The sequence below is a fragment of the Komarekiella delphini-convector SJRDD-AB1 genome, from assembly GCF_014831675.1.
In the GTDB taxonomy this organism is placed as follows: Bacteria; Cyanobacteriota; Cyanobacteriia; order Cyanobacteriales; family Nostocaceae; genus Komarekiella.
The window spans coordinates 137,144-159,249 of sequence record NZ_VJXY01000003.1; the positions used below are offsets into that span (position 1 = coordinate 137,144).

The 22,106-nt window shown below is 41.4% G+C and carries 18 protein-coding genes and 1 tRNA gene; 7 read left to right on the forward strand and 12 right to left on the reverse strand.

What is annotated here, in order from left to right; all coding sequences use genetic code 11:
• Positions 1 to 589 precede the first annotated feature (589 nt).
• The 3 genes from FNW02_RS04540 to fabI form a co-directional block, all read right to left on the reverse strand.
• Positions 590 to 1,555 (reverse strand): ABC transporter ATP-binding protein, encoded by a 966-nt coding sequence (locus FNW02_RS04540; RefSeq protein ID WP_191756385.1) that lies wholly within the window; start codon positions 1,553 to 1,555, stop codon positions 590 to 592.
• A gap of 250 nt (positions 1,556 to 1,805) precedes the next feature.
• The gene (gene hisB, locus FNW02_RS04545) at positions 1,806 to 2,450 is read right to left on the reverse strand and encodes an imidazoleglycerol-phosphate dehydratase HisB (RefSeq protein ID WP_191756386.1); all 645 of its coding nucleotides are present in this window, start codon (positions 2,448 to 2,450) and stop codon (positions 1,806 to 1,808) included.
• A 136-nt stretch (positions 2,451 to 2,586) separates the two neighbouring features.
• The gene (gene fabI, locus FNW02_RS04550; protein ID WP_191756387.1) at positions 2,587 to 3,363 is read right to left on the reverse strand and encodes an enoyl-ACP reductase FabI; all 777 of its coding nucleotides are present in this window, start codon (positions 3,361 to 3,363) and stop codon (positions 2,587 to 2,589) included.
• A 379-nt stretch (positions 3,364 to 3,742) separates the two neighbouring features.
• Between fabI and ntcA the strand changes: the two genes are divergently transcribed.
• From ntcA to FNW02_RS04565, 3 genes are all read left to right on the forward strand, one after another.
• Positions 3,743 to 4,414 carry a global nitrogen regulator NtcA gene (gene ntcA / locus FNW02_RS04555; protein WP_010998529.1) on the forward strand — a complete coding sequence of 224 codons (672 nt, stop codon included), beginning with the start codon at positions 3,743 to 3,745 and terminating at the stop codon, positions 4,412 to 4,414.
• A 167-nt stretch (positions 4,415 to 4,581) separates the two neighbouring features.
• A complete protein-coding gene (locus tag FNW02_RS04560) occupies positions 4,582 to 6,072 on the forward strand; it encodes a DUF3084 domain-containing protein (protein ID WP_191756388.1) in 1,491 nt (496 codons plus the stop codon).
• 73 nt (positions 6,073 to 6,145) lie between these two features.
• Entirely contained in the window at positions 6,146 to 6,592 is a 447-nt protein-coding gene (locus FNW02_RS04565; protein WP_191756389.1) for a pre-16S rRNA-processing nuclease YqgF, read from the forward strand.
• A 2-nt stretch (positions 6,593 to 6,594) separates the two neighbouring features.
• Here the strand turns inward: FNW02_RS04565 and FNW02_RS04570 are convergent, their stop codons facing one another.
• The 7 genes from FNW02_RS04570 to FNW02_RS04600 form a co-directional block, all read right to left on the reverse strand.
• Positions 6,595 to 6,858, reverse strand: coding sequence for a DUF3146 family protein (locus tag FNW02_RS04570; RefSeq protein ID WP_191756390.1), 264 nt, complete (start codon positions 6,856 to 6,858; stop codon positions 6,595 to 6,597).
• A 499-nt stretch (positions 6,859 to 7,357) separates the two neighbouring features.
• A tRNA-Lys gene (locus tag FNW02_RS04575) sits at positions 7,358 to 7,429 on the reverse strand.
• 163 nt (positions 7,430 to 7,592) lie between these two features.
• Complete coding sequence (locus tag FNW02_RS04580) at positions 7,593 to 9,863, reverse strand: GAF domain-containing protein (RefSeq protein WP_191756391.1); 2,271 nt, start codon at positions 9,861 to 9,863, stop codon at positions 7,593 to 7,595.
• A gap of 352 nt (positions 9,864 to 10,215) precedes the next feature.
• Positions 10,216 to 10,785: a hypothetical protein gene (locus FNW02_RS04585; protein ID WP_191756392.1), complete on the reverse strand. Its 570-nt coding sequence runs from the start codon at positions 10,783 to 10,785 to the stop codon at positions 10,216 to 10,218.
• Positions 10,785 to 12,023, reverse strand: a complete 1,239-nt coding sequence (locus tag FNW02_RS04590) for a glycoside hydrolase family 10 protein (protein ID WP_191756393.1) — start codon at positions 12,021 to 12,023, stop codon at positions 10,785 to 10,787. Before FNW02_RS04590 ends, FNW02_RS04585 begins: the two co-directional genes overlap by 1 nt.
• A gap of 286 nt (positions 12,024 to 12,309) precedes the next feature.
• Entirely contained in the window at positions 12,310 to 13,782 is a 1,473-nt protein-coding gene (glcD, locus tag FNW02_RS04595) for a glycolate oxidase subunit GlcD (protein WP_191756394.1), read from the reverse strand.
• A gap of 293 nt (positions 13,783 to 14,075) precedes the next feature.
• Positions 14,076 to 14,438: a hypothetical protein gene (locus FNW02_RS04600; RefSeq protein WP_191756395.1), complete on the reverse strand. Its 363-nt coding sequence runs from the start codon at positions 14,436 to 14,438 to the stop codon at positions 14,076 to 14,078.
• 284 nt (positions 14,439 to 14,722) lie between these two features.
• On the opposite strand from FNW02_RS04600, the gene FNW02_RS04605 reads away from it, so the two are divergent.
• Entirely contained in the window at positions 14,723 to 14,848 is a 126-nt protein-coding gene (locus FNW02_RS04605) for a hypothetical protein (protein ID WP_348535362.1), read from the forward strand.
• 42 nt (positions 14,849 to 14,890) lie between these two features.
• Here the strand turns inward: FNW02_RS04605 and FNW02_RS04610 are convergent, their stop codons facing one another.
• Entirely contained in the window at positions 14,891 to 15,475 is a 585-nt protein-coding gene (locus FNW02_RS04610; protein ID WP_191756396.1) for a nucleotidyltransferase domain-containing protein, read from the reverse strand.
• Positions 15,476 to 15,582: 107 nt separating this feature from the next.
• Between FNW02_RS04610 and FNW02_RS04615 the strand changes: the two genes are divergently transcribed.
• A complete protein-coding gene (locus tag FNW02_RS04615; protein WP_191756397.1) occupies positions 15,583 to 16,269 on the forward strand; it encodes a Uma2 family endonuclease in 687 nt (228 codons plus the stop codon).
• 55 nt (positions 16,270 to 16,324) lie between these two features.
• Here FNW02_RS04615 and miaA read toward each other — a convergent pair whose 3' ends face one another.
• Positions 16,325 to 17,293, reverse strand: coding sequence for a tRNA (adenosine(37)-N6)-dimethylallyltransferase MiaA (miaA, locus tag FNW02_RS04620; protein ID WP_191756398.1), 969 nt, complete (start codon positions 17,291 to 17,293; stop codon positions 16,325 to 16,327).
• A gap of 306 nt (positions 17,294 to 17,599) precedes the next feature.
• On the opposite strand from miaA, the gene gyrB reads away from it, so the two are divergent.
• Positions 17,600 to 19,540 carry a DNA topoisomerase (ATP-hydrolyzing) subunit B gene (gene gyrB / locus FNW02_RS04625; RefSeq protein ID WP_191756399.1) on the forward strand — a complete coding sequence of 647 codons (1,941 nt, stop codon included), beginning with the start codon at positions 17,600 to 17,602 and terminating at the stop codon, positions 19,538 to 19,540.
• 473 nt (positions 19,541 to 20,013) lie between these two features.
• Positions 20,014 to 20,694: a fasciclin domain-containing protein gene (locus FNW02_RS04630; RefSeq protein WP_191756400.1), complete on the forward strand. Its 681-nt coding sequence runs from the start codon at positions 20,014 to 20,016 to the stop codon at positions 20,692 to 20,694.
• Positions 20,695 to 22,106 lie beyond the last annotated feature (1,412 nt).

Here is a 22,106-nt window from a genome sequence, read left to right on the forward strand (position 1 = left end):
ACACTCTTATTTTCCTAGAAAAGTGTAATTTTCCGGAGTAAAGTTATCGATTAAATTTGAATTTTTAGTGAAGTTAACTTAAAGTTCAACTAGCTTAAATATAGCAATTTTCAAGGAATATAGGACTTACGCAAATAAATTTAGTTTAGATAACAAACTGTCTATTGTGTAACCATATACCTGTAAACAAAAACTTCTAAGCTAAATCAATATTCTGGCAAATTGACGGTGATTTCAAATACGCTGTGGATAGTTATTATCGGCAAAATTATTATCAACACCATTAATTAAATTTACATGCGAAATAAGTAAGTATAAATTTAACAACCTGTATTTTAAAACATAAAATTATTTGACAACAAGACTAGTTATAGTAATTCCTAAGACTCGCCATTCGCGTAGCGCCTCCTAGAGAAGGCGAGAAGCAAGCTAAGTAATGGTCTAAGCCCCGCTTCCTTAGAGTAGGAGTATACTCAGGTAATTTGTAATGAAAATATCTAGAAAAAGCTTTGTCGCAAGCCTTTTTCCATACGTTACTTAGTTTTTGAAACAATATATACTTGGATAGTTTGGTATTAAGTAAGCTATTTTATTTTTGGATCTGTTGGATAAAAAATTCTTCTAAGGAGTGACGAGACAATTTCATCGAAATAATTTGTCCCTCCATTAGACGAAGACTGGCAAGAAAATCATAGTAATTGTCTTGTAGTGTACCTTGCCAAGAACCATCGGGCTTGAATACCAGACTGGGTATCCATTTTTTGAGAATTTCCCAATCACCACCTTTACCTTTGACGTGATATGTGTTTGTCACGCCTAAAAGTTCATTGAGGGAACCAGAGCAAATTAATTCACCTTGAGCAAGGATAGCAATGCGATCGCAGATTTGCTCCACTTCACTGAGAATGTGGCTGTTAAAAAAAATTGTTTTACCATCGGCTTTTAGCGCCAGGATAATTTCCCGCATTTGAAAGCGTCCCACCGGATCAAGTCCAGACATTGGTTCATCTAAAAAAACCAATTTTGGCTCGTTAATTAGCGCCTGCGCCATACCGACACGCTGTAACATTCCCTTAGAATAGCGGCGAATCTGCTTTTTACGAGCATCGGCTTGAGATAAACCTACTAACTCCAGTAGTTGAGGAATCCGCTGGCGTTGCACTTTTATGGGAATTTGGAATAACCCAGCTGCTAGCTGTAAAAATTCCCAGCCTGTGAGATAGTCATATAAATATGGATTTTCTGGTAGGTAGCCGATGTGTTGCTTAATGCTGCGATCGCCTAGAGACTTACCCAACAATAATCCTTGTCCAGAGGTGGGACGAATAATACCCAGCAACAGTTTTAAAAGAGTGGTTTTACCAGCACCATTTGGCCCTAGCAACCCAAAGGTTTCCCCTTTGTAAACTTTTAAAGAACAGCTTTTGAGGGATATAACTTTTTGATTCAGCCAAAAGCCAGTACGATAGACTTTTCTTAACTCAGAAGTTAGAACTACTGGCGGAGTATCTTTAATATTCAGTTGAGAATCAGCGTCGTCTGCAACAGACTTCATCTCGTTTTAATTACCTACTTGGTATTAATTACAAGTTACTCAGTAGGCTTGATAATAACCATCACTGCCTAGTCTGTCAATTATTGCAAACTGAGTAGTTAATTAACACTATAAGCATGACTGCTGCTAAGTAATTATAACTAGTTTTAGAGAAAGAGAAACAGGAGTCAAGGGTCAAAAGTCATTTGTCATTTGTCAGGAGTTATTTATTCTTCCCCTGCTTCCCCTGCCTTATAACTCCTATCTCTTCTCATAAGACGCCTTTGGAACTAGGAATCGTACCAGCACGACGGGGATCGATTTCTACAGCTATCCGCATTGCTCTTGCAAATGCTTTAAAAGTCGCTTCAATGATGTGATGGGAATTAATGCCATCCAATTGCCGAATGTGCAGTGTCATTTGGCTATGGTTCACCAGCGCTACAAAAAATTCACGTGTGAGTTGAGTATCATAGGTTCCCACACGCTGGGTAGGAATTTGCAAGCCATAGCTGAGATGAGGGCGACCGGAAAAGTCTAGCGCTACTTGAACTAAAGCTTCATCTAGGGGTGCGAGGAAATTACCGAAGCGGACAATACCTTTTCTGTCGCCTAGTGCTTGGTTTAAAGCTTGTCCCAAGGTAATGCCCACATCTTCATTTGTGTGGTGGTCATCAATTTCCCAGTCTCCCTTGGCTTGGACATCCAAGTCCATTAGTCCGTGAGAGGCAATTTGATGCAACATGTGATCCAAGAATGGAACACCTGTTGCTGCTTTGCATGTTCCTGTACCATCTAAGTTGACGGTAACTTGCACATTGGTTTCGCCAGTGGTGCGATGAACAGTGGCAATCCGAGAAGCTCTGGTTGACTGGTCGTAGTTTAAGGAATTAATTTGGCGTTCGCTGATTTGCATAGTTAATGGGTGCTAGGGACTAGGGGACTAGGGACTGGGGACTGGGGACTAGGGACTAGGGACTAGGGAATAACTTTACTAATACTCAATGCCCAATCCCCAATACCCAATCCCCAATCCCCAGTACCCAATTATCCTACATTCCCATAATTTCATATCCTGCATCTACATAAAGGACTTGTCCGGTGATTCCGCTGGACAAATCGCTACATAAAAAAGCCGCAGCATTACCCACTTCTAGCTGAGTTACAGTGCGTCGTAGGGGAGCTACTTGCTCTACATGATGAATCATATCTAAAATGCCGCCAACTGCTGAAGATGCCAAAGTGCGGATAGGGCCGGCAGAGATGGCATTGACGCGGATATTGTGTGAACCAAGTTCAGATGCCAGGTAACGCACACTTGCCTCCAACCCTGCTTTAGCAACTCCCATGACGTTGTAGTTGGGGACTGCTCTGACACCACCCAAATATGTGAGGGTGACGATACTACCTCCTTGTGTCATCAACGGTTTAGCTGCGCCACTTAGTTGCACAAGTGAGTAGGTGCTGATTTCTAAAGCTGTGTTGAAGCCAGAACGAGAGGTTTGACTAAAATCTCCGGTTAAATCGTCTTTGCTGGCAAAAGCAAGACAGTGGATGAGGATGTCTAACTTACCCCATTGATCACGGATTGTCTCAAAAGTAGACTGAATCTGTTCGTCATTTTGGACATTACATGGAAGAAATAAGCTGGGGTTGAGGGGTTCTACTAATTCTGCAACTTTTTTCTCCATTTTGCCGCGTTCATCTGGCAGGTAAGTAATACCCAGGTTGGCTCCTGCTTTGTGTAATTGTTGGGCAATACCCCAAGCGATCGAGCGGTTATTGGCAATACCTGTAACAAGGGCATTTTTTCCAGTTAGATTAAGCATAAAAATTGTGAATGCGATCAATCACTAGGAGCATACTAGAATCTGAGGCTACTTTGTCTTTGTTTTGTACTCTATTTGTAAAAACGAATATTGAAAAGAGTTTTTGCAGCCAGAAAATTCTTGTTTATTTCTTAAGATATTCTCAAGATATCTTAAATTGTTCTTCAAAAAACCTTTTTAATACATCTAGATGTAACTAGTTATCAACAATTACTAGCTCAAACGTTCAACTATTATGTATCATTATAAACAAAGAGTTATGAAGCAATAAGTTGGAGTATAGGAAAGTACAGAAAGGTTGACGGTGCTTTATTGATTTTTCAGGTGTATTCTTAGGTAATTGGTTTTTGTTTTTCCGGCATTGGGTAGGGGAAGGGAGATGATCGTGACACAAGATAAAGCCCTAGCAAATGTATTTCGTCAGATGGCGACCGGGGCGTTTCCGCCAGTTGTGGAAACGTTTGAACGCAACAAAACGATCTTTTTTCCCGGCGATCCTGCCGAACGAGTTTATTTTCTTCTCAAGGGTGCTGTGAAACTTTCCAGGGTATACGAGGCAGGAGAAGAAATAACGGTAGCACTGCTGCGGGAAAATAGTGTTTTTGGTGTGTTGTCATTGCTGACGGGAAATAAGTCAGATAGGTTTTACCATGCAGTTGCATTTACCCCTGTAGAATTGTTGTCGGCGCCAATTGAACAAGTTGAGCAAGCACTCAAGGAAAATCCAGAATTATCAATGTTAATGCTGCGAGGTCTTTCTTCGCGGATTTTACAGACAGAGATGATGATTGAAACTCTTGCTCACCGAGATATGGGTTCTAGGTTGGTGAGTTTTTTATTAATTCTTTGTCGTGATTTTGGTGTTCCTTGTGCAGATGGGATCACAATTGATCTAAAACTATCTCATCAGGCGATCGCTGAGGCAATTGGTTCTACTCGCGTTACCGTCACTAGGTTACTGGGAGATTTGCGTGAGAAAAAGATGATTTCTATCCACAAGAAGAAGATTACTGTGCATAAACCTGTTACGTTAAGTAGGCAATTTACTTAAAAGCAATTGGGGGATATATGTGGTGCATGTTGGGTTTTTAGAAATAACACCCACAATCGGAGGTAAATCTAAAAATTGAGTAACTTCAGCTATTGCCAATTTTGGCTCCCCCACAGAAAATGATTGAAAGTAGTAGGCTGTATCTGGAAGCGTTTTGGTAGCTGAAGATGACCACCGGGTACATCCTCATTGCAGCGATTTTAATTGTGGGAGGCGTAATTGCAACCGTGGGCGATCGCATTGGCACACGAGTTGGCAAGGCACGCCTCTCACTATTTAACCTACGCCCGAAAAACACTGCTGTACTGGTAACTATTTTTACGGGCGGTTTAATTTCGGCATCGACTTTAGGAATTTTGTTTGCGATTGATGACGGATTGCGTAAAGGAGTCTTTCAGCTAGAGGATATTCAAACAGACCTGAGACAAAAACGGGAACAGCTAAAAACCGCAGAAACCCAAAAAAGCCAGGTAGAGACTGAGCTAAACCAAGCAAAAATTGAACAAGCCAAAGCACAGCAAGACTTACAGGCAATTAATAAATCCTTGCAAGCGGCAAACGCCAAGCAAAGGGAAACGCAAGCGCAACTGAACCGTACCATTAGCCAACAGGCTAAGACCCAAGCTCAACTCCAAGGTACTCAAAGTCAGCTGGGTCAAGTGGTAAATCAATATAAACAAGCCATAGCTGAACTGCAAAGCCTTTACAACCAAAGAAAAGAACTGCAAGCGGCGGTTGAACAACTTAAAGCAGAAAGGCAACGACTATACGCCGAAGCTAAAAAAGCGATTGACGAAGCCAAAACAGCTATTCAAAAACGCGATCGCGAACTTGCTAATCGTCAGGAAGCTATTGCACAGCGGGATCAAAAAATTATCCAACTGGATCGACTGATTCAAAAACGCAATTTAGAAGTTGCAGCGCGAGAGCAAGTTATTGCCAAACGAGAATCTCGCCTTCGAGAATTAGAAAAACAACAAGACTATCTAGAAGAAGAAGTCGCTAGGCTAGAAAAATATTATCAGTCCTACCGTGATCTGCGTCTGGGTAAGCTGGCTCTAGTTCGCGGTCAAGTTCTTGCGGCTGCCGTGATTCGCGTTAATCAAGCCACCGCAGCCCGTGAGGCTGTAATCCGACTTTTACAAGAAGCTAATCAAAATGCTAACCTCGAATTAAGTGAGCCTGGTGCAAATCCTGGAAATGTAGAGCTACTGCGTGTTACCGAGGAGAGAGTAGAGCAATTAAGCAAGCAAATTCAGGATGGTCGGGAATATGTAATGCGACTTTTCTCCGCTGGCAACTATGTTAGGGGAGAAAAGCAGATAGAATTTTTTGCCGATACTGCGCGCAATCAACTGGTCTTTTCGGAAGGCGAGATATTAGCTACAACTACTGCCGATCCTAAAACCATGACATCTTATCAACTGAGGCAGCGGCTAGATTTGTTGATTTCTGCTTCTCAATTTCGGGCGCGTAATGCCGGAATTGTAGAAAGTGTGCAAATAGAAGGTACTTTCTTGCGCTTTGTTTCTCAGCTGGGGCAATACCAGCAACCCTTGGAAATCAAAGCGATCGCAGCAGCGAATACTTATACAGCCGGGCCGTTAAGAGTAAAACTAGTGGCAATAGTTAACGGTCAAGTTATTTTTAGTACTTAAAAAATTCAAAATTCAGCGTGATATTAAAAATGTTTACACACTATTATTAGTTAGGATCTCAGCTAAATTTTATATGACTTTCCGTGAATTTTCGCCAACACAACCAGTCATCTTGGGCTTTGATCCAGGTCGAGATAAGTGTGGTTTAGCTGTGATGGGACTTGATCGGCAACTCCACTATCACCAAGTTGTGCTCGCAAAAGAAGCGATCGCTACCATTGAGACACTGCGTCAAAAGTTTCCCATTTCCTTGATGGTTATGGGCGACCAAACCACAGCTAAGCAGTGGAAACAGCGAATATATCAGGAATTAGCCGAACCGCTAAATATTATTTTAGTAGATGAGCGCTATACAACTTTAGAAGCACGCGATCGCTATTGGCAGATGTACCCGCCCAAAGGACTAACAAAGCTATTGCCGCAGAGTATGCGACAGCCACCACGCCCAATAGACGACATTGTTGCCATTCTCTTGATCGAAAGATACTTAAATCGCCTAACTGAATCAGTTAATAGTTAATACTAAAGCTCAGCCCGAATAGTAAAAGCATAGTCTCCTCCAGGCTCTAGCTGGTAATCTTGTTTCTCCAAGAAGCGACCGAGGGGTTCTTTAATTAAGGCACGGCCTTGGGAAGGCTTAACAGAAAGTTCTCCCCGGCGGAAATGCCATTGGAAATGCCACTCAAAGTCACCTGCACTCACTTCGCCCTCAAGGAAGCCGTGTTGCCAAGATTGGCGGGTAATTCTGACATGGGCAATGGTTTCTGGCAGACGTTTAGCACTCACAATGCTTTGTGTCAAGTGTAGAATAACAGCCAACCATGTAGGCTATTTATTTTATTTACCAGACATAGCATAAATAGACAAACTGACAAAATGAGTATTTGTAGTTGACTAGATAAGCCAAACGGCTGAAATCGAGGTTATGCGAACAAAGCCAGTCTACGCAATCTAGGAAGGGTGAATGTTAGAAAACAAACGTGGTTGCGGCTGAGAAACTTTGGTTTCTGATTATAAAAGATTGGCTAGCCTAAAACTTCACCCCAGAGTGAAATATATATTTAGTACCATATCCAGCGATCGCATCGTATGCAGCGGATCAATGCTACTAAGTACTGGAAGAACTGGATTTAGCTTGTAATTTTTACCTAACTTGTTTAAAAGTAAATCCGCTGGCTATTTGTGCGTGGAAGTGTTGAAGCTAAATATAGTATTGATGCAGATGTAAGCTTCAAGCTCAAAACCACAAATTATTAACCGATAAACTTTGAAAATACTTAAAAAGTGGGTGACGAGGGATTTGAACCCGCAACCAATAGATTAAGAGTCTACTGCTCTACCGTTGAGCTAGTCACCCACACCAAAGATGAGACTAGCACATTTCTGGCGTATTCGCTAGTCATTGAGCAATCAATCACCTGTAAACCACTCAAATAGACGTTCAGTAGTGCTGTCCGAATCCTGAGTACATAGTCTTGTTAGCGGTAGCGGAGCGTTTAGCCCCCCTGCTAACATCACTCTCAACACTGTTCTGGTGAAATTGCTCTAGGGAATTTAACAGTGAAGGTAGTTTGACCATCTGTACTCTCTACATCAATGACGCCGCCTAAATGCCTGACCATTTTCTGTACTAATGCTAGTTCCAGTCCAGTACCACTATATTTCCAGGGATCATTTTTAGAAAGGTGATAGAACGGCTCGAAAATACGCGAAAGTTCATCAGTTGTAATCTCTACTCCAGAATTACTGATACTAAACTCCACTGTTTCCTTTGTCTGGTAAGCAGACACGGTGATTGATTCGTCTGCTGGGGTGTATTTGCAAGCATGGTTTAACAATTCGCTGACAATTCGCTCTAAGTCGGTAATATCTGTCTCTAAAGGCAGAAGTGCAGTTTCAAAATTTAGGTTTAAATGCTGTCGCTGGCAGATTGTCAGGTCACGAAAAGATTCAATAATGGGGTGAAGCCAACTTTGTAAGTCAATAGCAATTAAAGTTGGGGGTTCGGGTTCGGCTTCTAAATATGTGAGTGTGAGCAGATCGTTAATTAACTTACTTTCTCGTCCGCACTCGTTATGTAGAATTTGCAAAAGCTGAGGAACTATCTCTATATCTGAGATTTCTTCAGGTGTGAGGACACTTTCGAGGGTTTGGGCTGCGAGACTGATGCTAGTTATTGGTGTCCGCAGTTCTTGGGACAAGGTTCTGAGAAATTCGTTTTTGAGGCGATCGCGTTTTTCTAATTCTCTCACCTGTGCCTGATTTTTCTCGTAAAGCTGGGCTTGGCGAATAGCGATCGCGCATTCATTTGCTACTTGCTGCACTAACCCAATTTCAAATTCCTCAAACGCTTCTTGGGTTGGTCTGATTAGCCAAATATTTCCTAAAATCCCTTGAGTATCGAAAATCGGACAAGCCATCTGTGCGCTTACAACTAACTTTGGTTGCCATCCAGGAAGAATTTCCAAAAATTGTAAGGGTTGTTTTTGCAACAACGATTGATAGACTTCAGGCGAGTCTGCAATCTGTCGAGTCAATCCCTGGCACTGAGGTAAGGTAGTGGTGTATTCGTAGGCAATAGTTACCAGCGTGTGGCTAGTGTCGTAAAGTTCGATTTGGCAACGGTCAAGGTTTAGCAACTGCGCCAATTCTTGAGTAACTGTGTGCAAAATCTGACTTTCATCCAGACTATCGCGGATTTGTTCTGTCATGCGTCGCACCAGGGCTTCAAAGTCCTGCACCTGTTGCAACTGAGCTATATGCTTTTGCTTGTGCAACTCCAGCTGTGCTTTGAAATCCTTAATCTGTTGATGAAGTTTTGCCTGATGAACAGCAATGCCGATTTGGGTTGCTAGCTGCTTAAGTAGGTCAATTTCTGTTTGCTGCCATTGATGTGTTTCACGACAATGCTGAGCAATAAATAGCCCCCAGATATTTTGCTCTAAGAAAATTGGTACAACCAAATTAGCTCTAACCTGTAAAGAGGCGAGTAAGTCTATTTGGCAAGGATGCAGTCCTGCTGCATAGATATCCTCAACAACTTGAATGCAACCCCGGTTATAGTGTTCTCGATTTTTACCACTCAAGCAGGGATCGGTAATAGTTTTTCCCAACAATGAACCAGTTGCAACTACCGTTGATTCTGCAATAATCACCCCACTACCATCAGATTCTAGGCGATAAATTAGTACGCGATCGCTCTCTATAAACTGCCTGACTTCTTTTGTTGTCTGATGGAGAATTGTCTCTAATTCTACAGATTGGTGAATCCGTCCGGCGATCGCTTCTAGTAGTTGATCCCGCTCGGCTTGCAGTCCTCCCGCTTGTTCTGCTTGCTTAGCTGGAGTGATATTACTACTAGTGCCAATCAGTCGATAAATCCTAGAATTGGCATCCCGCAACGGGGTCAATGTCGTGCTCCACCAAGTGGGAATTCCTTGGAATTGCAAGCATTGTTCGTAGGAAATGGTTTTGCCGAAGCGCACACAGTCAACGTAATGCTGACGCACCCTAACAGCATCAACTGGAGAGAGAATATCCTCTGGTTTCTTGCCTCGAAGCTCCTCTGAGCGGATGCCTAGCCATCGCTCATGGGTGGGATTGAGTGCTACGTACCGAAAATCCCCATCCTCTAGAACATCCACTACAAATATGGATGCTTGCACAGAATCGTACATGCTCAGTAGAAACTGCTCACTACTTGTTTTGTCATTTACTTCTGTGCCGAAAAGAATCTGAGGTGATGATTGTTGTGTCAACTCTAGAGTTGATTCAGCTGGATTTATAGTCATGCGAGAGTCCCTGTCTGGTATTACTGACTCTTCTAGGCGCTCACATGTAATTATGCTTGTAGAAAATACTCCTTAGCGCCTGAAGCCAAGAATTGTCAGCCGTTGCTCATTAAAAGTTGGATCTTTCTCTACTTCTTATCAGAAATCTAGGGAAGCTAAAAGGAGTCAGCTTAACAAATCCTGCTTTTTGAAGGCGAAAATACATTTGCAGGCTAGCGCAAAATTACCGAAAAAACTTTTTGTTAATAATATCTTCAGATTGTTGCAGATGATCAAACATAGTTTATCATTAACTTCATAAAATTTCATAATTATTAATATCTCGGAATTAATTCCGAGGTGGGATAACAACTCACGATCGCAATTTGTGAGCATCAATTCCTGTGAGGATACCAACTACAAACCAGGTGATAGCTAATCCCATAACTTCGCCTAGGAATAACTGCGTCAGGTGACGTAAGACGCTCCCGACAAAAGAACCTAAAGGTAAAGCAACCGCCCAACTTGCAGAACTAACGAATATCCATCGCCACGCCCAAGGAAATGGTTGGGGAATTGCCAACCATTGTGCTAGTCCAATTCCAAAGCCGCCAATTGTCCCATAAATTATCCCATGCAGGAGTCTCAGGGGTAGAAGCTGAGTGCTAGGTGCAATCCATCCCATACCACCAAGACCAGTAGCAGTGATCACAGCCCAACCCAAAACACTTGACAAAATCCACCGGATACAGGATGTAGGTTGTTTAAGCAGACAGCCTTGAGGAAGTGCGACAGCAAATCCGCCGATAGCAGCCTCTACCACTCCAATATCTGGCTTCTCGCCAACTTCAATTAACAACAAACTCAGTAAAAAACCACCAAAAGTAGCGAAAGTCCACAGCAATGCAAAGCTAAATCTTGTATCTCCAGGTGCTAATGGCATCAAACTCTCTCTAGTTCTAATGAAGGTCTGACAGCTTTGGCATCAAACATTTTAAGAAAAACTTTGCGTCGCTGTTGCGGTGATTCAGGTGTAATATAACCCCATAAACTTTCCCAATAGAAAAAAGAGACGCCGTTAAAATTGCGATCGCGTACTGCTTGAACCTGTTTTCTAATTTGTGCGATTTCTACAGGATTACGCGGTGTTCCCGTTGAGATCCCGATTCCTACAGGAATTTGACTACGAGCAAATTCTACCGCAGGTTGTTTGAGTTGAGCGATAAAACTGCTTTGATCATTTCGATATACCTGTAAAATCAACTCATTAACTAAACCTTTTTTTATCCAACTTTCCCAATCTTGCAAATAATATTTGTAAGCAAAAGCTTGATAGTTGGGAGACAAAGATATTTTGGCATTAGGTTTAACTGCTTTTACAGCTTGATAAATTTCTGCCATGAAATCAGTAATTTTGTCTGCTCGCCAACGCATCCATTCTGAGTTAAAAGGGTTGCTTGGGGGACTTTTGCCTTGATGTTCTTGCTGGTAGAGATCAACAGTAAAGGTATCATAACCGAACTGTACTGGCATTCCAAAATGATCATCAAGTTGAATACCATCTACATCGTAATTTTTCACCACTTCCACAATTAATGATTGGATAAACTTTTGAACTTCTGGATGTAGGGGATTTAGCCAAGCTTGCTTGGTTATTAAGCCGTTGTCAATTTCTTCTGGTAAATTTCCTTGAATAGAGTTTATCCCTTCTTGACCAATTGTCAACCAATCGGGATAACGCTTTGCCAATTGTGAATTATGTGGTGTCATTAACCCATATTCAAACCAGGGAATAATACTCAAATCTTTTGTTTTAGAAAGTTTCACCAGCGTTGTTAAAGTGTCACGTCCACCGTGCATAAACTTGAGGAAAGGTTGAGTATCTGAACCTGTAATACTTTTGGCTACAGCACTTTTGTAAAAAGTATATCCTCGGTTCCAAACTACAGGATAAACTGTATTAAAGTTGAGTTCCGAAAGTTGATTTAAAGCGCGGTTAAGACCCCAAGGTACAAATAGTACCCCACTAGCAACATTAGTGAGCCAAACGCCGCGGATTTCTGTAGTTACAGTTCTTTTTTGCGAGTAAACCGGGTGTGAAGAGAATGAAAATACTGTTAAACTGACTACTAATCCCAAACATAGCAAGTGATAAAACCAACGGCGAGCAACCCGATTCATCTGTAAGTGCGACCTAGTGCGATCGGAATACATATAACTACAAAATAAAGTTATAATCCTCCGGATTATGTAAAGGGATGCTGATTTTACAGCAAGGTGACAAAGACTAAATTAAGACTTTATACCTTTATACTTTGGTATGGAGTTAAAATCTGTTCACTCCTTCCAATTCCAAATATTACTAATAGCCGTAGAAACGCAACAATTGCGTACATCCAAAGGCAAAATAAGCCTGTAAAAAGCAGGCTTTTAAGCTATCAGTCCGTCTTTGTCTCTTGGCGGAAAATTAAAATTTGTCTACGCCTTCAAACTGCTTGATACTTGATGCATTTGCTGCTTCACCACAAGTACGTGGTGTCGGAAATATCTTCTCAGGATTTGCTAAGCCTTGAGGATTAAACACTTGTCGTACCCACTGCATAGTTTCTAAATCAGCTTTGCTAAACATATCAGGCATATAGCACTTTTTATCTGCACCAATACCATGTTCACCAGAAATACTGCCACCAACTTTTACACAAAGTTTGAGAATTTCTCCCCCTAATTCTTCTACTTGCTCTAATGCTCCAGACACAGAATTATCATAAAGAATCAGCGGATGAAGATTGCCATCTCCAGCGTGAAATACATTAGCAACGCGATAACCATATTTTTGGCTTAATATCTCAATCTCTTCCAGAACATAAGGCAACTGAGTCCGAGGAATCACACCATCTTGAACATAATAATCTGGACTTAAATGTCCAGCTGCCGCAAAAGCTGCTTTGCGTCCTTTCCACAATTTCAATCTGGTTTCTGGGTCACTAGCAGTAGTAACATTACGAGCACCATTATTTTTACAAATTTCGATAACTCGCTGTTTATTTCCTGAAACTTCAACTTCCAATCCATCAATTTCTATTAACAAAATAGCAGTAGCATCACGGGGATAACAATTAGTTGCGACAACATCTTCAACCGCATTGATGCTAAAGTTATCCATCATTTCCATCCCACCAGGAATAATCCCGGCGCTAATGATGTCGGAAACAGCTGCTCCAGCAGCTTCAACGCTGGTAAAATCTGCCAAGAGTACGCAAATAGATTCTGCACTTTTAAGAATTCGCAAAGTAATTTCTGTAGCGATGCCTAAAGTACCTTCCGAGCCAACAAAGACACCTGTTAAATCATAACCAGGCATTTCCGGGATTTGCCCCCCCAAATCGATAATTTCTCCTTCAGGTGTGACAATTTTTAATCCCAAAACGTGGTTAGTGGTGACACCATATTTAAGGCAATGCACTCCACCAGAATTTTCAGCAATGTTACCTCCAATGGAGCAGATAATTTGGCTGGAGGGGTCAGGAGCATAGTAAAAACCAGCACCACTCACAGCTTGTGTTACCCAACTGTTAATCACCCCTGGTTGCACGACTGTCCGCTGATTTTCTAAATCAACGCTGAGGATTTGCCGCATTAATGAAGTGACAATCAAAACAGAATCTTCCAACGGTAGAGCACCACCAGATAGACCAGTACCAGAGCCGCGTGCGATGAAGGGGATAGAGTATTGATTACATATCTTCACCGCAGCGGCAACTTGTTCTGTAGTTCTAGGTAACACAACCACAGCGGGACGTTGACGATAAGCGGTTAAACCATCGCATTCATAAGTAATAAGTTCCTCACGACGTTGTACCACACCATTTTTGCCAAGTACAGCCTCGAATTGTTTGATGATAGGTTGCCAATTACGTTGTTTTTTATCTTGGATAAGCATAATTTCTTAAAGTTCAAGGTAGATGTTTACAGGTTACTTAAAATTGAAATTACTTCCTCAGATAAATCTAAAGCTATTATTGTAATGCCAGATAAACCGGGAAATTTATCAAAAGGCGTCGGGAAAACCCATTCCTTCTCGCTAGGTGATGAAAGACGGCCCTACGCCGTTAAATACTCTGACCAATCAAAACTCATCATAAACCGGGAAATTTATCAAAAGGCGTCGGGAAAACCCATTCCTTCTCGCTAGGTGATGAAAGACGGCCCTACGCCGTTAAATACTCTGACCAATCAAAACTCATCTGAATATTCTAAACTAGTAAAAAAGTTACTCCGTACATCATAGGAGTTATGTAGACCCCAATCCCAGTCCAGCTTATTAAGCCGTGCAACCGCTTCATAGGGATCAAGCTTCATCAAAATAGATAGTATCAACTGCACCCAATTAATACTTTCTGGATCAATAAAGACTTCTAGAAATAGCTGGGAGTTAGGGAAGTAGTGGCGAATTTTCTTTGGTGCTTCCAGCAGCACCGGAACCAGAAAGGGATGTTTATCCAGAAACTCTAAAACTTTGGTTCGCTCTCTATAGGTGTAAAACTGCTCAAGAGTTTCGATATCGGCGGGAGAAATACTAACTGCTGCGTCTGTCATGGCGTATTGCAGGCTTTGTTGGACGGCTGTAACTACTATTGTTGCAAAAATAGCAGTTAAGAGTGAGTAAAGAGCGATCGCATGATTTTAGTACCGAAGGTGTGATGTCTCTTAACAAGTGTGTTCAATGATGGTAAAACCCAATATTCTGTTAATTGTGCAGCTGAAAGTAACATAGAGTAAGACATTCAATAGGAGAGGGTGAGATAACTTCCCAAGTTCTAGATACTACCTCAAAATTAATTGCAAAGCTGCAAACCCTAGCACCCGAACAGCAAAAACAGGTGCTAGATTTTGTGGAATTTTTAGCACAAAAATATTCTCAACCCCAACCACCCCAGAAACGGGTACTAGTGTTAAGTATAGATGCAGTCTTTGATGCATATCCAGTTCAAAGGATGTGGGAGTAAGAACACAGATTTCATAGGCTGAGATAGCAATCGCACTCATCTTCAACTAGCGTGAAGTTCTCTAAGCCAATAGTGTCCGGGGTGACACACTGTTATTGCTTGCTTAAGCCAAACTTGACGTTCTTCATCAAGTAACCTGCATACACGATAAAAATCATCTTCGTCTTTAGACCTGGGATTCTTGGCTTTGTATAAGAGTACAATTTCCGGAGCAAGGAACGGTACATCAATATCAGAACGTAACCGAATCATTGATAATGGACGTGCAATATTAAGATTTCTGCGAAACCTCCACTCGCTTTGTGAAGACTCATCCAAGAGAATCTCTAGTTCCGAGAATAAGGTATTTTTAGTATGAGCATGAATTTCATGTATTGGTAACTCTAGCCATTCGTCTTCATTCCAAGGCTCCATTTTTCCATTAACAACTTTAGTAAATTCCCAGCCAAATAAATATTCTCGCAGGCTGCTCTGGTCTTTCCTAAATATTGCGATTTCTATATCTTTGTGTACCCTGGTTATATCTCCTATAAAAAGGTCTATCGCCCATCCACCCGCTACAAACCAGTATTGTCTGAAATCATTTAGTAGCCTAGAAAGGTTCACAAGTTCTGAAACAGATTCCATTGATGACTACTCCTCACAATTTTTCAGTATAAAATATTGAATCAATACACCCTCCCATCCCTAATAAACTAATCTAGAAATAACGCTTTCAAATAGTGGATAAAGTTATGGTTGAGCAACTTCTAATCAATAATGATGATTACTATGTGCCAGATGCCAACCAGTTAATCACTGAAGATGATACACCTGTGGATAATTTCGCATCTGCCAAACAACAACGTCTCTTGGTTGGTTCTCTTTACAGTTCTATACAGCAACAGACTTTTTTAGCGGAAGCTAATGTAGGTGTTTACTATACAGACCTTCAACCCCCTATTGTACCTGATGTCTTTCTGAGCTTAGATGTCCAATTACCTCAAAATTGGTGGGAGAAGCAAAATCGTTGTTATATGGTTTGGCGTTTTGGTAAACCTCCAGAAGTTGTTATCGAAATTGTCTCTAATAAAGAAGGTGATGAACTGGGAAAAAAACAAAAAATTTATGAACAAATGCGGGCTAGTTACTACATCGTATATGACCCTAATCAGCAACTAGGAGAGCAAGTGATACGCGTTTATGAATTAAGAGGAATGCGTTATTTTGAAACTTCAGAAACTTGGCTAGAACAAGTTGGTTTAGGTGTAACTTTATGGCAAGGTGAATTTGAAGGTAGACAGGATGTTTGGTTACGCTGGTGCTACCAGGACGAAAATGTTCTACCGACTGGAGATGAACGCGCTCAACAAGCTGAACAACGTGCCCAACTACTAGCAGAAAGGTTGCGAGCGATGGGCGTAGATCCTGACACTCTCTAGGATAGTCATACAAAGGCGCAAAGTTTTTTGTGTCTTTGCGTGAGCACAAAAAACATCACATACTTGTACAACGAATAAACTCATTTATTCGCTGCCAAACTTTCTCTAATAAATTAGGATCATCTGCATTAAACCACTCAATTTGTGAATATGCTTTAAACCAAGTGCGCTGTCGCTTGGCAAATTGTCGCGTATGTAAAATGGTTAATTCTATCGCTTCCTCTAAAGAAATATCCCCAGCTAAATATTGCTTGATTTCTTGATATCCTAAAGTATTTAACAAAGACAAATCAGCGCCATATTTTTGACAAAGATACTTTACTTCATCAACCAACCCGTTTGCTACCATTTGCTCAGTACGGTGTTTAATATAATCGCCTAACCTTTGTACATCGCAATCTAAGCCAATTTGCAAAATCGGATAATTCGGTGGATTTTCTCCTTGCTGTTCTGAAATCGGACGCCCAGTCACATAATATACCTCCAATGCTCTTAAAGTCCGCACTGAATCATTAAGATGAATTTTTTGTGCCGCAACTGAGTCAACTTGTTGTAACATCGCATAGAGTTGAGGTTGACCTAAAGATTCGAGTTGCGATCGCAATTCTGTTTGTGGTGCAACCCTAGGAATTTTCATCCCTTGAACGATGGAACGTATATACAAACCAGTACCACCAACCAATAACAGAGGGGGAGAGAGGGGAAGCAGGGGGAGAAGTTGCCAGGAGGGTTTCCCTCCAAGCAAACTTCGGGGGAGATGAGGCGGAAAATTAATTAAAGCTTGTGCTTGTTCCTGGTAGTCTGCTACCGTCATTGTATTTGTCGGATCGCAGATATCTATTAAGTAGTGCGGCACTAATTTTTGTTCAGTCAAAGTTGGTTTAGCCGTACCAATATTAAACTCGCGGTAAACTTGACGAGAATCTGCACTGAGGATGATAGAACCCAACCGCAAAGCCAAAGCCAAAGCCAACCCTGACTTCCCTGTTGCCGTCGCCCCACAAATTACAATTAATTTAGTCATTAGTTATTGGTCATTAGTCAAGGTCAAGAGTTAACAATGCTGAAGCGCGGGTAGCTATGGTTTAGCCCATCAAGAGGCAGTATTTATTCTCCCCTTGCTCCCCCTGCTCCCCCTGCTCCCCCTGCTCCCCTGCTCCTGTGCTACTCTGCTCTCCCAGCTATCTCTACACTAGACTGCAACCCCCAGACAAACTTCTCTTTAAATTGCCCTACAGTCGCCACGAGGGCTTTTGTGCTACAATTTTGGAGTGTTTTAACTTTTGTTTGCCTTTTGGCGAGTTCAACCCCACGCATCAGGAGAATTTTCATGACGAGCAGTTACAGTGCCGATCAGATTCAAGTTCTGGAAGGTCTGGAAGCCGTCCGTAAACGACCAGGGATGTACATCGGTACCACGGGGCCGCGAGGACTCCACCATTTAGTTTACGAGGTGGTGGACAATTCAATTGATGAAGCTTTAGCGGGTTACTGCACTCATATAGAGGTAGAGATCAACGCTGATGGTTCCGTATCTGTAACAGATGATGGTCGGGGTATTCCTATCGATACTCACTCGCGAACAGGGAAATCGGCTTTAGAAACGGTAATGACGGTACTCCACGCCGGGGGGAAGTTTGGCGGTGGTGGCTACAAGGTTTCTGGAGGATTGCACGGGGTTGGGATTTCTGTTGTTAACGCCCTCTCTGAGGTAGTGGAAGTTACAGTTTGGCGAGATAAAAAGATTCATACCCAGCGCTATGAACGGGGTGTCCCAGTTACGGATCTGCAAGTTAAGCCCTACAAAGAGGCTAGAACCGGAACTTCTGTCACCTTCAAGCCAGATACCCAAATCTTTACTAATAGCATTGAGTTTGATTACATTACTTTATCAGGTCGCCTACGAGAGTTGGCGTATTTGAATGCAGGTGTCAAAATTACCTTTACCGACAACCGTCTGGAACTGCTAAAAAGCGATACACCCAAGGTTGAAACTTACGAATACAAGGGTGGCATTAAAGAATATATCGCTTACATGAACCGCGAGAAGCAGCCGTTGCATGAAGAAATCATCTATGTGCAAGGGGAACGCAATAACGTACAAGTAGAAGTATCTTTGCAGTGGTGTACTGATGCTTATACGGATAATGTGCTAGGCTTTGCCAACAATATTCGCACGGTTGACGGTGGTACGCACCTAGAAGGATTGAAAGCGGTTCTAACTCGAACATTAAATGCGATCGCTCGCAAACGCAATAAAATAAAAGACAATGAACCCAACCTCAGTGGTGAACACGTCCGTGAAGGTCTGACTGCTGTTATTTCCGTCAAAGTCCCCGATCCCGAATTTGAAGGACAAACTAAGACCAAACTCGGTAATACCGAAGTGCGGGGTATTGTTGATTCTTTAGTAGGAGAAGTCCTTACCGAATATCTAGAATTTCACCCTGCCATAGCAGACTCAATTTTAGATAAAGCTATCCAAGCTTTTAAAGCCGCAGAAGCAGCTCGCCACGCACGGGAGTTAGTACGGCGTAAATCCGTACTGGAATCCTCGCCATTGCCAGGTAAATTGGCAGATTGCAGTTCTCGCGATCCTAGCGAGTCCGAAATCTATATTGTAGAAGGCGACTCAGCAGGTGGGAGTGCCAAACAAGGACGCGATCGTCGCACTCAAGCTATCCTACCCCTACGTGGTAAAATCCTCAACATCGAGAAAACCGACGACGCCAAAATCTACAAAAATAACGAAGTTCAAGCGTTAATTACAGCACTTGGTTTGGGTGTCAAAGGCGATGAATTCGACTCTACCCAGCTACGCTATCATCGCATAGTCATCATGACTGATGCTGACGTAGACGGGGCACACATCCGTACACTACTATTAACTTTCTTCTATCGGTATCAGCGATCGCTCATTGAACAAGGTTTCATATATATTGCTTGTCCACCACTATTTAAAGTAGAACGCGGACGCAGTATGCCACAGTATTGTTATAGTGATCGCGAACTGCAACAGCACCTCGCCACACTACCTGCCAACGCTAACTACAACATTCAACGCTTCAAAGGCTTGGGTGAAATGATGCCACAACAACTCTGGGAAACTACAATGAACCCAGAAACCCGCACCCTTAAGCAAGTAGAAATTGAGGATGCAGCCGAAGCAGATCGCATTTTTACAATTTTAATGGGCGATCGTGTAGCACCAAGACGTGAATTCATCGAAACCTATGGTTCTAAACTCAACTTCACAGATTTAGATATTTAAATATCAATTTCTTGTCAAAATAATTTGTAATTAGTAATACTCGTCTAGGCATGAGAAGTAAGCTATTAATGGGCTACGTCCCGCTGCGCTAACGTAATTACTACTCCATAGAAGACGATTGGTAGCTTGAATCTGGAAAGAGTTTCCTCTTTTGCATCAATAAATTTAGTTGCTCTACACTTCAATTACAAATTACTAATTATTTGGTCAATACTTTGATGCTCTGTGAGCTTAGTAATGCTTAATGGGTGAAAACCTATTAAGTATTACTTTTTTATACTCAACATACTTCAATATAAAATTTCATAGCTCAAACCTACCTCTTTTAATAGATGATAAACTAGCGAAATAGCCAAGCTTTTGTGTAGATATTTTTTATTTTCCAAAACTATGTCGCTAGATGAGTGACTATATCGAGAAATTCGTTAATTATTGTTAATAATTCTCTATTTAACTCGATTGTAGGCATAGTTATGAAAGCGAGCAAAGGCATAGTAGTAAAAGCATTGTTCAATATTATTAGTGTAGGTAGTCTTGTTACTCTGTCTGCCTGTGCTCAGCCTGTAGCGGAAACACCAACAACAACCGTTCCTCCAGTTACACCAACTCCGATAACCACCATTCCTCCGGTTACGCCAACTCCGACAGTCACCATTTCTCCAGTTACGCCAACTCCTACTGGTGCAACAACCACTCAAAATTTCGCAGAACTGGCAAAATCAGCAGCTAATCAAGGACAGTTTCAAACCCTCACACGAGCAGTGCAAGCCGCAGGCTTAACTGAACAATTGGCTGCACAAGGGCCCAACACAGTATTCGCGCCTACTGACGCTGCTTTCGCTGCTTTACCAAAAGGTACTCTAGACAATCTCTTACAACCAGCAAACAAACAACAATTAATCAGGCTTCTGGCTTATCACGTTATACCTGGGCGAATTACCTCTAAGCAATTGACATCTGGACAAGTCAAAACAGTCGAGGGTACTCCTGTTAAAATAACGGTTAATCCTGCTAACAACACAGTCACAGTCAACGATGCTAGAGTGACTCAGCCAGACATCCCAGCTAGCAACGGTGTTGTCCACGTAGTTGATAAGGTAATTCTGCCACCCAATTTTCCTGCAAGTCTAAAGGCTACCCCAACACCAAGGTAGTTTTTATCAAAAGCTACTAAGCGAGAAAGCTTTGAGAGATGGTTTTGTTCCCAGTTTGAAACTGGGAATACCTCTTGGGAAACCTCGCCTGCTGAAGAATTTGCGGTACTGCAATGACAAGCATTTCCAGGTATAACCCGGAAACAAGATTTTAAAAGGATTTCGGCTTAAGTTGACACCAATGCAATATATTGTCTGGTTAGATGTGGTCTATTCAAATAAATTAGATAAATATTAATTACAAAAAATTTATATTTCTTAGTAAGAGATATTGCATAAGATTCAACTTTTGTCAAGGTTATAAAAAATTAATGTAATTTATTGATACCAACAGATACATTAATTCCAGCAAAAGTTAAGTAAGTAACAAGTCCTTGTGCTGACTTTGTAATTAATGTCGCGCATTAGCTAGAAACGCATTTGTTATGCTTGAAAAACAAAGCTATATCTCATTTACCAAGTAACAGTTAATAAGTAACTCAAAAATTTATCATCATCAGATGACAACAACTTACTGGATTAAAAGTATTAAAGCTTACAACTTAACTACGCAAAAAAATTGCCCTCAAGTTAAAACCTAATCATCCTATACTCAAAAGCGATCGCAGATAGAAGCAGATAACATCAAGCTGAAAACTTGCTAATATCTTCTCATACCTGTGGCAATAGCTATTATGTTGCATGTATCCAATGTACTTTTGCCTTAAGTAAGTAAATATCGATGATCTCTAATGTCAAATCGCTTCTGAATTGATTAAAATATCGTTGGATACAATAATAAGAGTTTGTCAAGTTTCATAGGGCTGAAATCTCAGCAGTGCGCTAACCTGGGGATAAGACCAAATTAGTTAAATCTAAATTGATCTGCCCAATGGCATATTATGCCGCAGCCTCAACTCCTCAGTTAAGGTAATTGGCAAAAGGTTGGCACTTGCACTACCACCCTTATGAGATCTCGCTCAAGGGAGAGCAACACTTTACTCTACAGACTGAGTGATTTATGAAGGAAACGTAAAAATGTGTGCATTAATGCTTCTCTTCTGAGTTAACATAAAATGCGCTGATTCTAAGTAATTCAGGTATTATATAAAACCTGAGATTGCCTAGACCAAGTGTAGATACTTTATTAATGTAATGAAAATGCCACCACAATTCCGAAAAGGTTGAGAAAAAATTTAAGGATATACCTACTCTTTTTAATATCTTTTTGGTAAAAGGGGCTTTACTTTGCTTAATGACTTCATGATTAACACACAAAGAGAGTGCAATTTCTGTGAAACAGGCTACAATCGGAACAGTCTTTATAGGGAAATCTGCCATCAGTCTTAATACGTTTGTATGAAGTGGCAAATTTTTTGATCAAGGCTTTTTTTTGACTAGTCAGTTAGGATGTGTGTGCGAGAGCAATACAT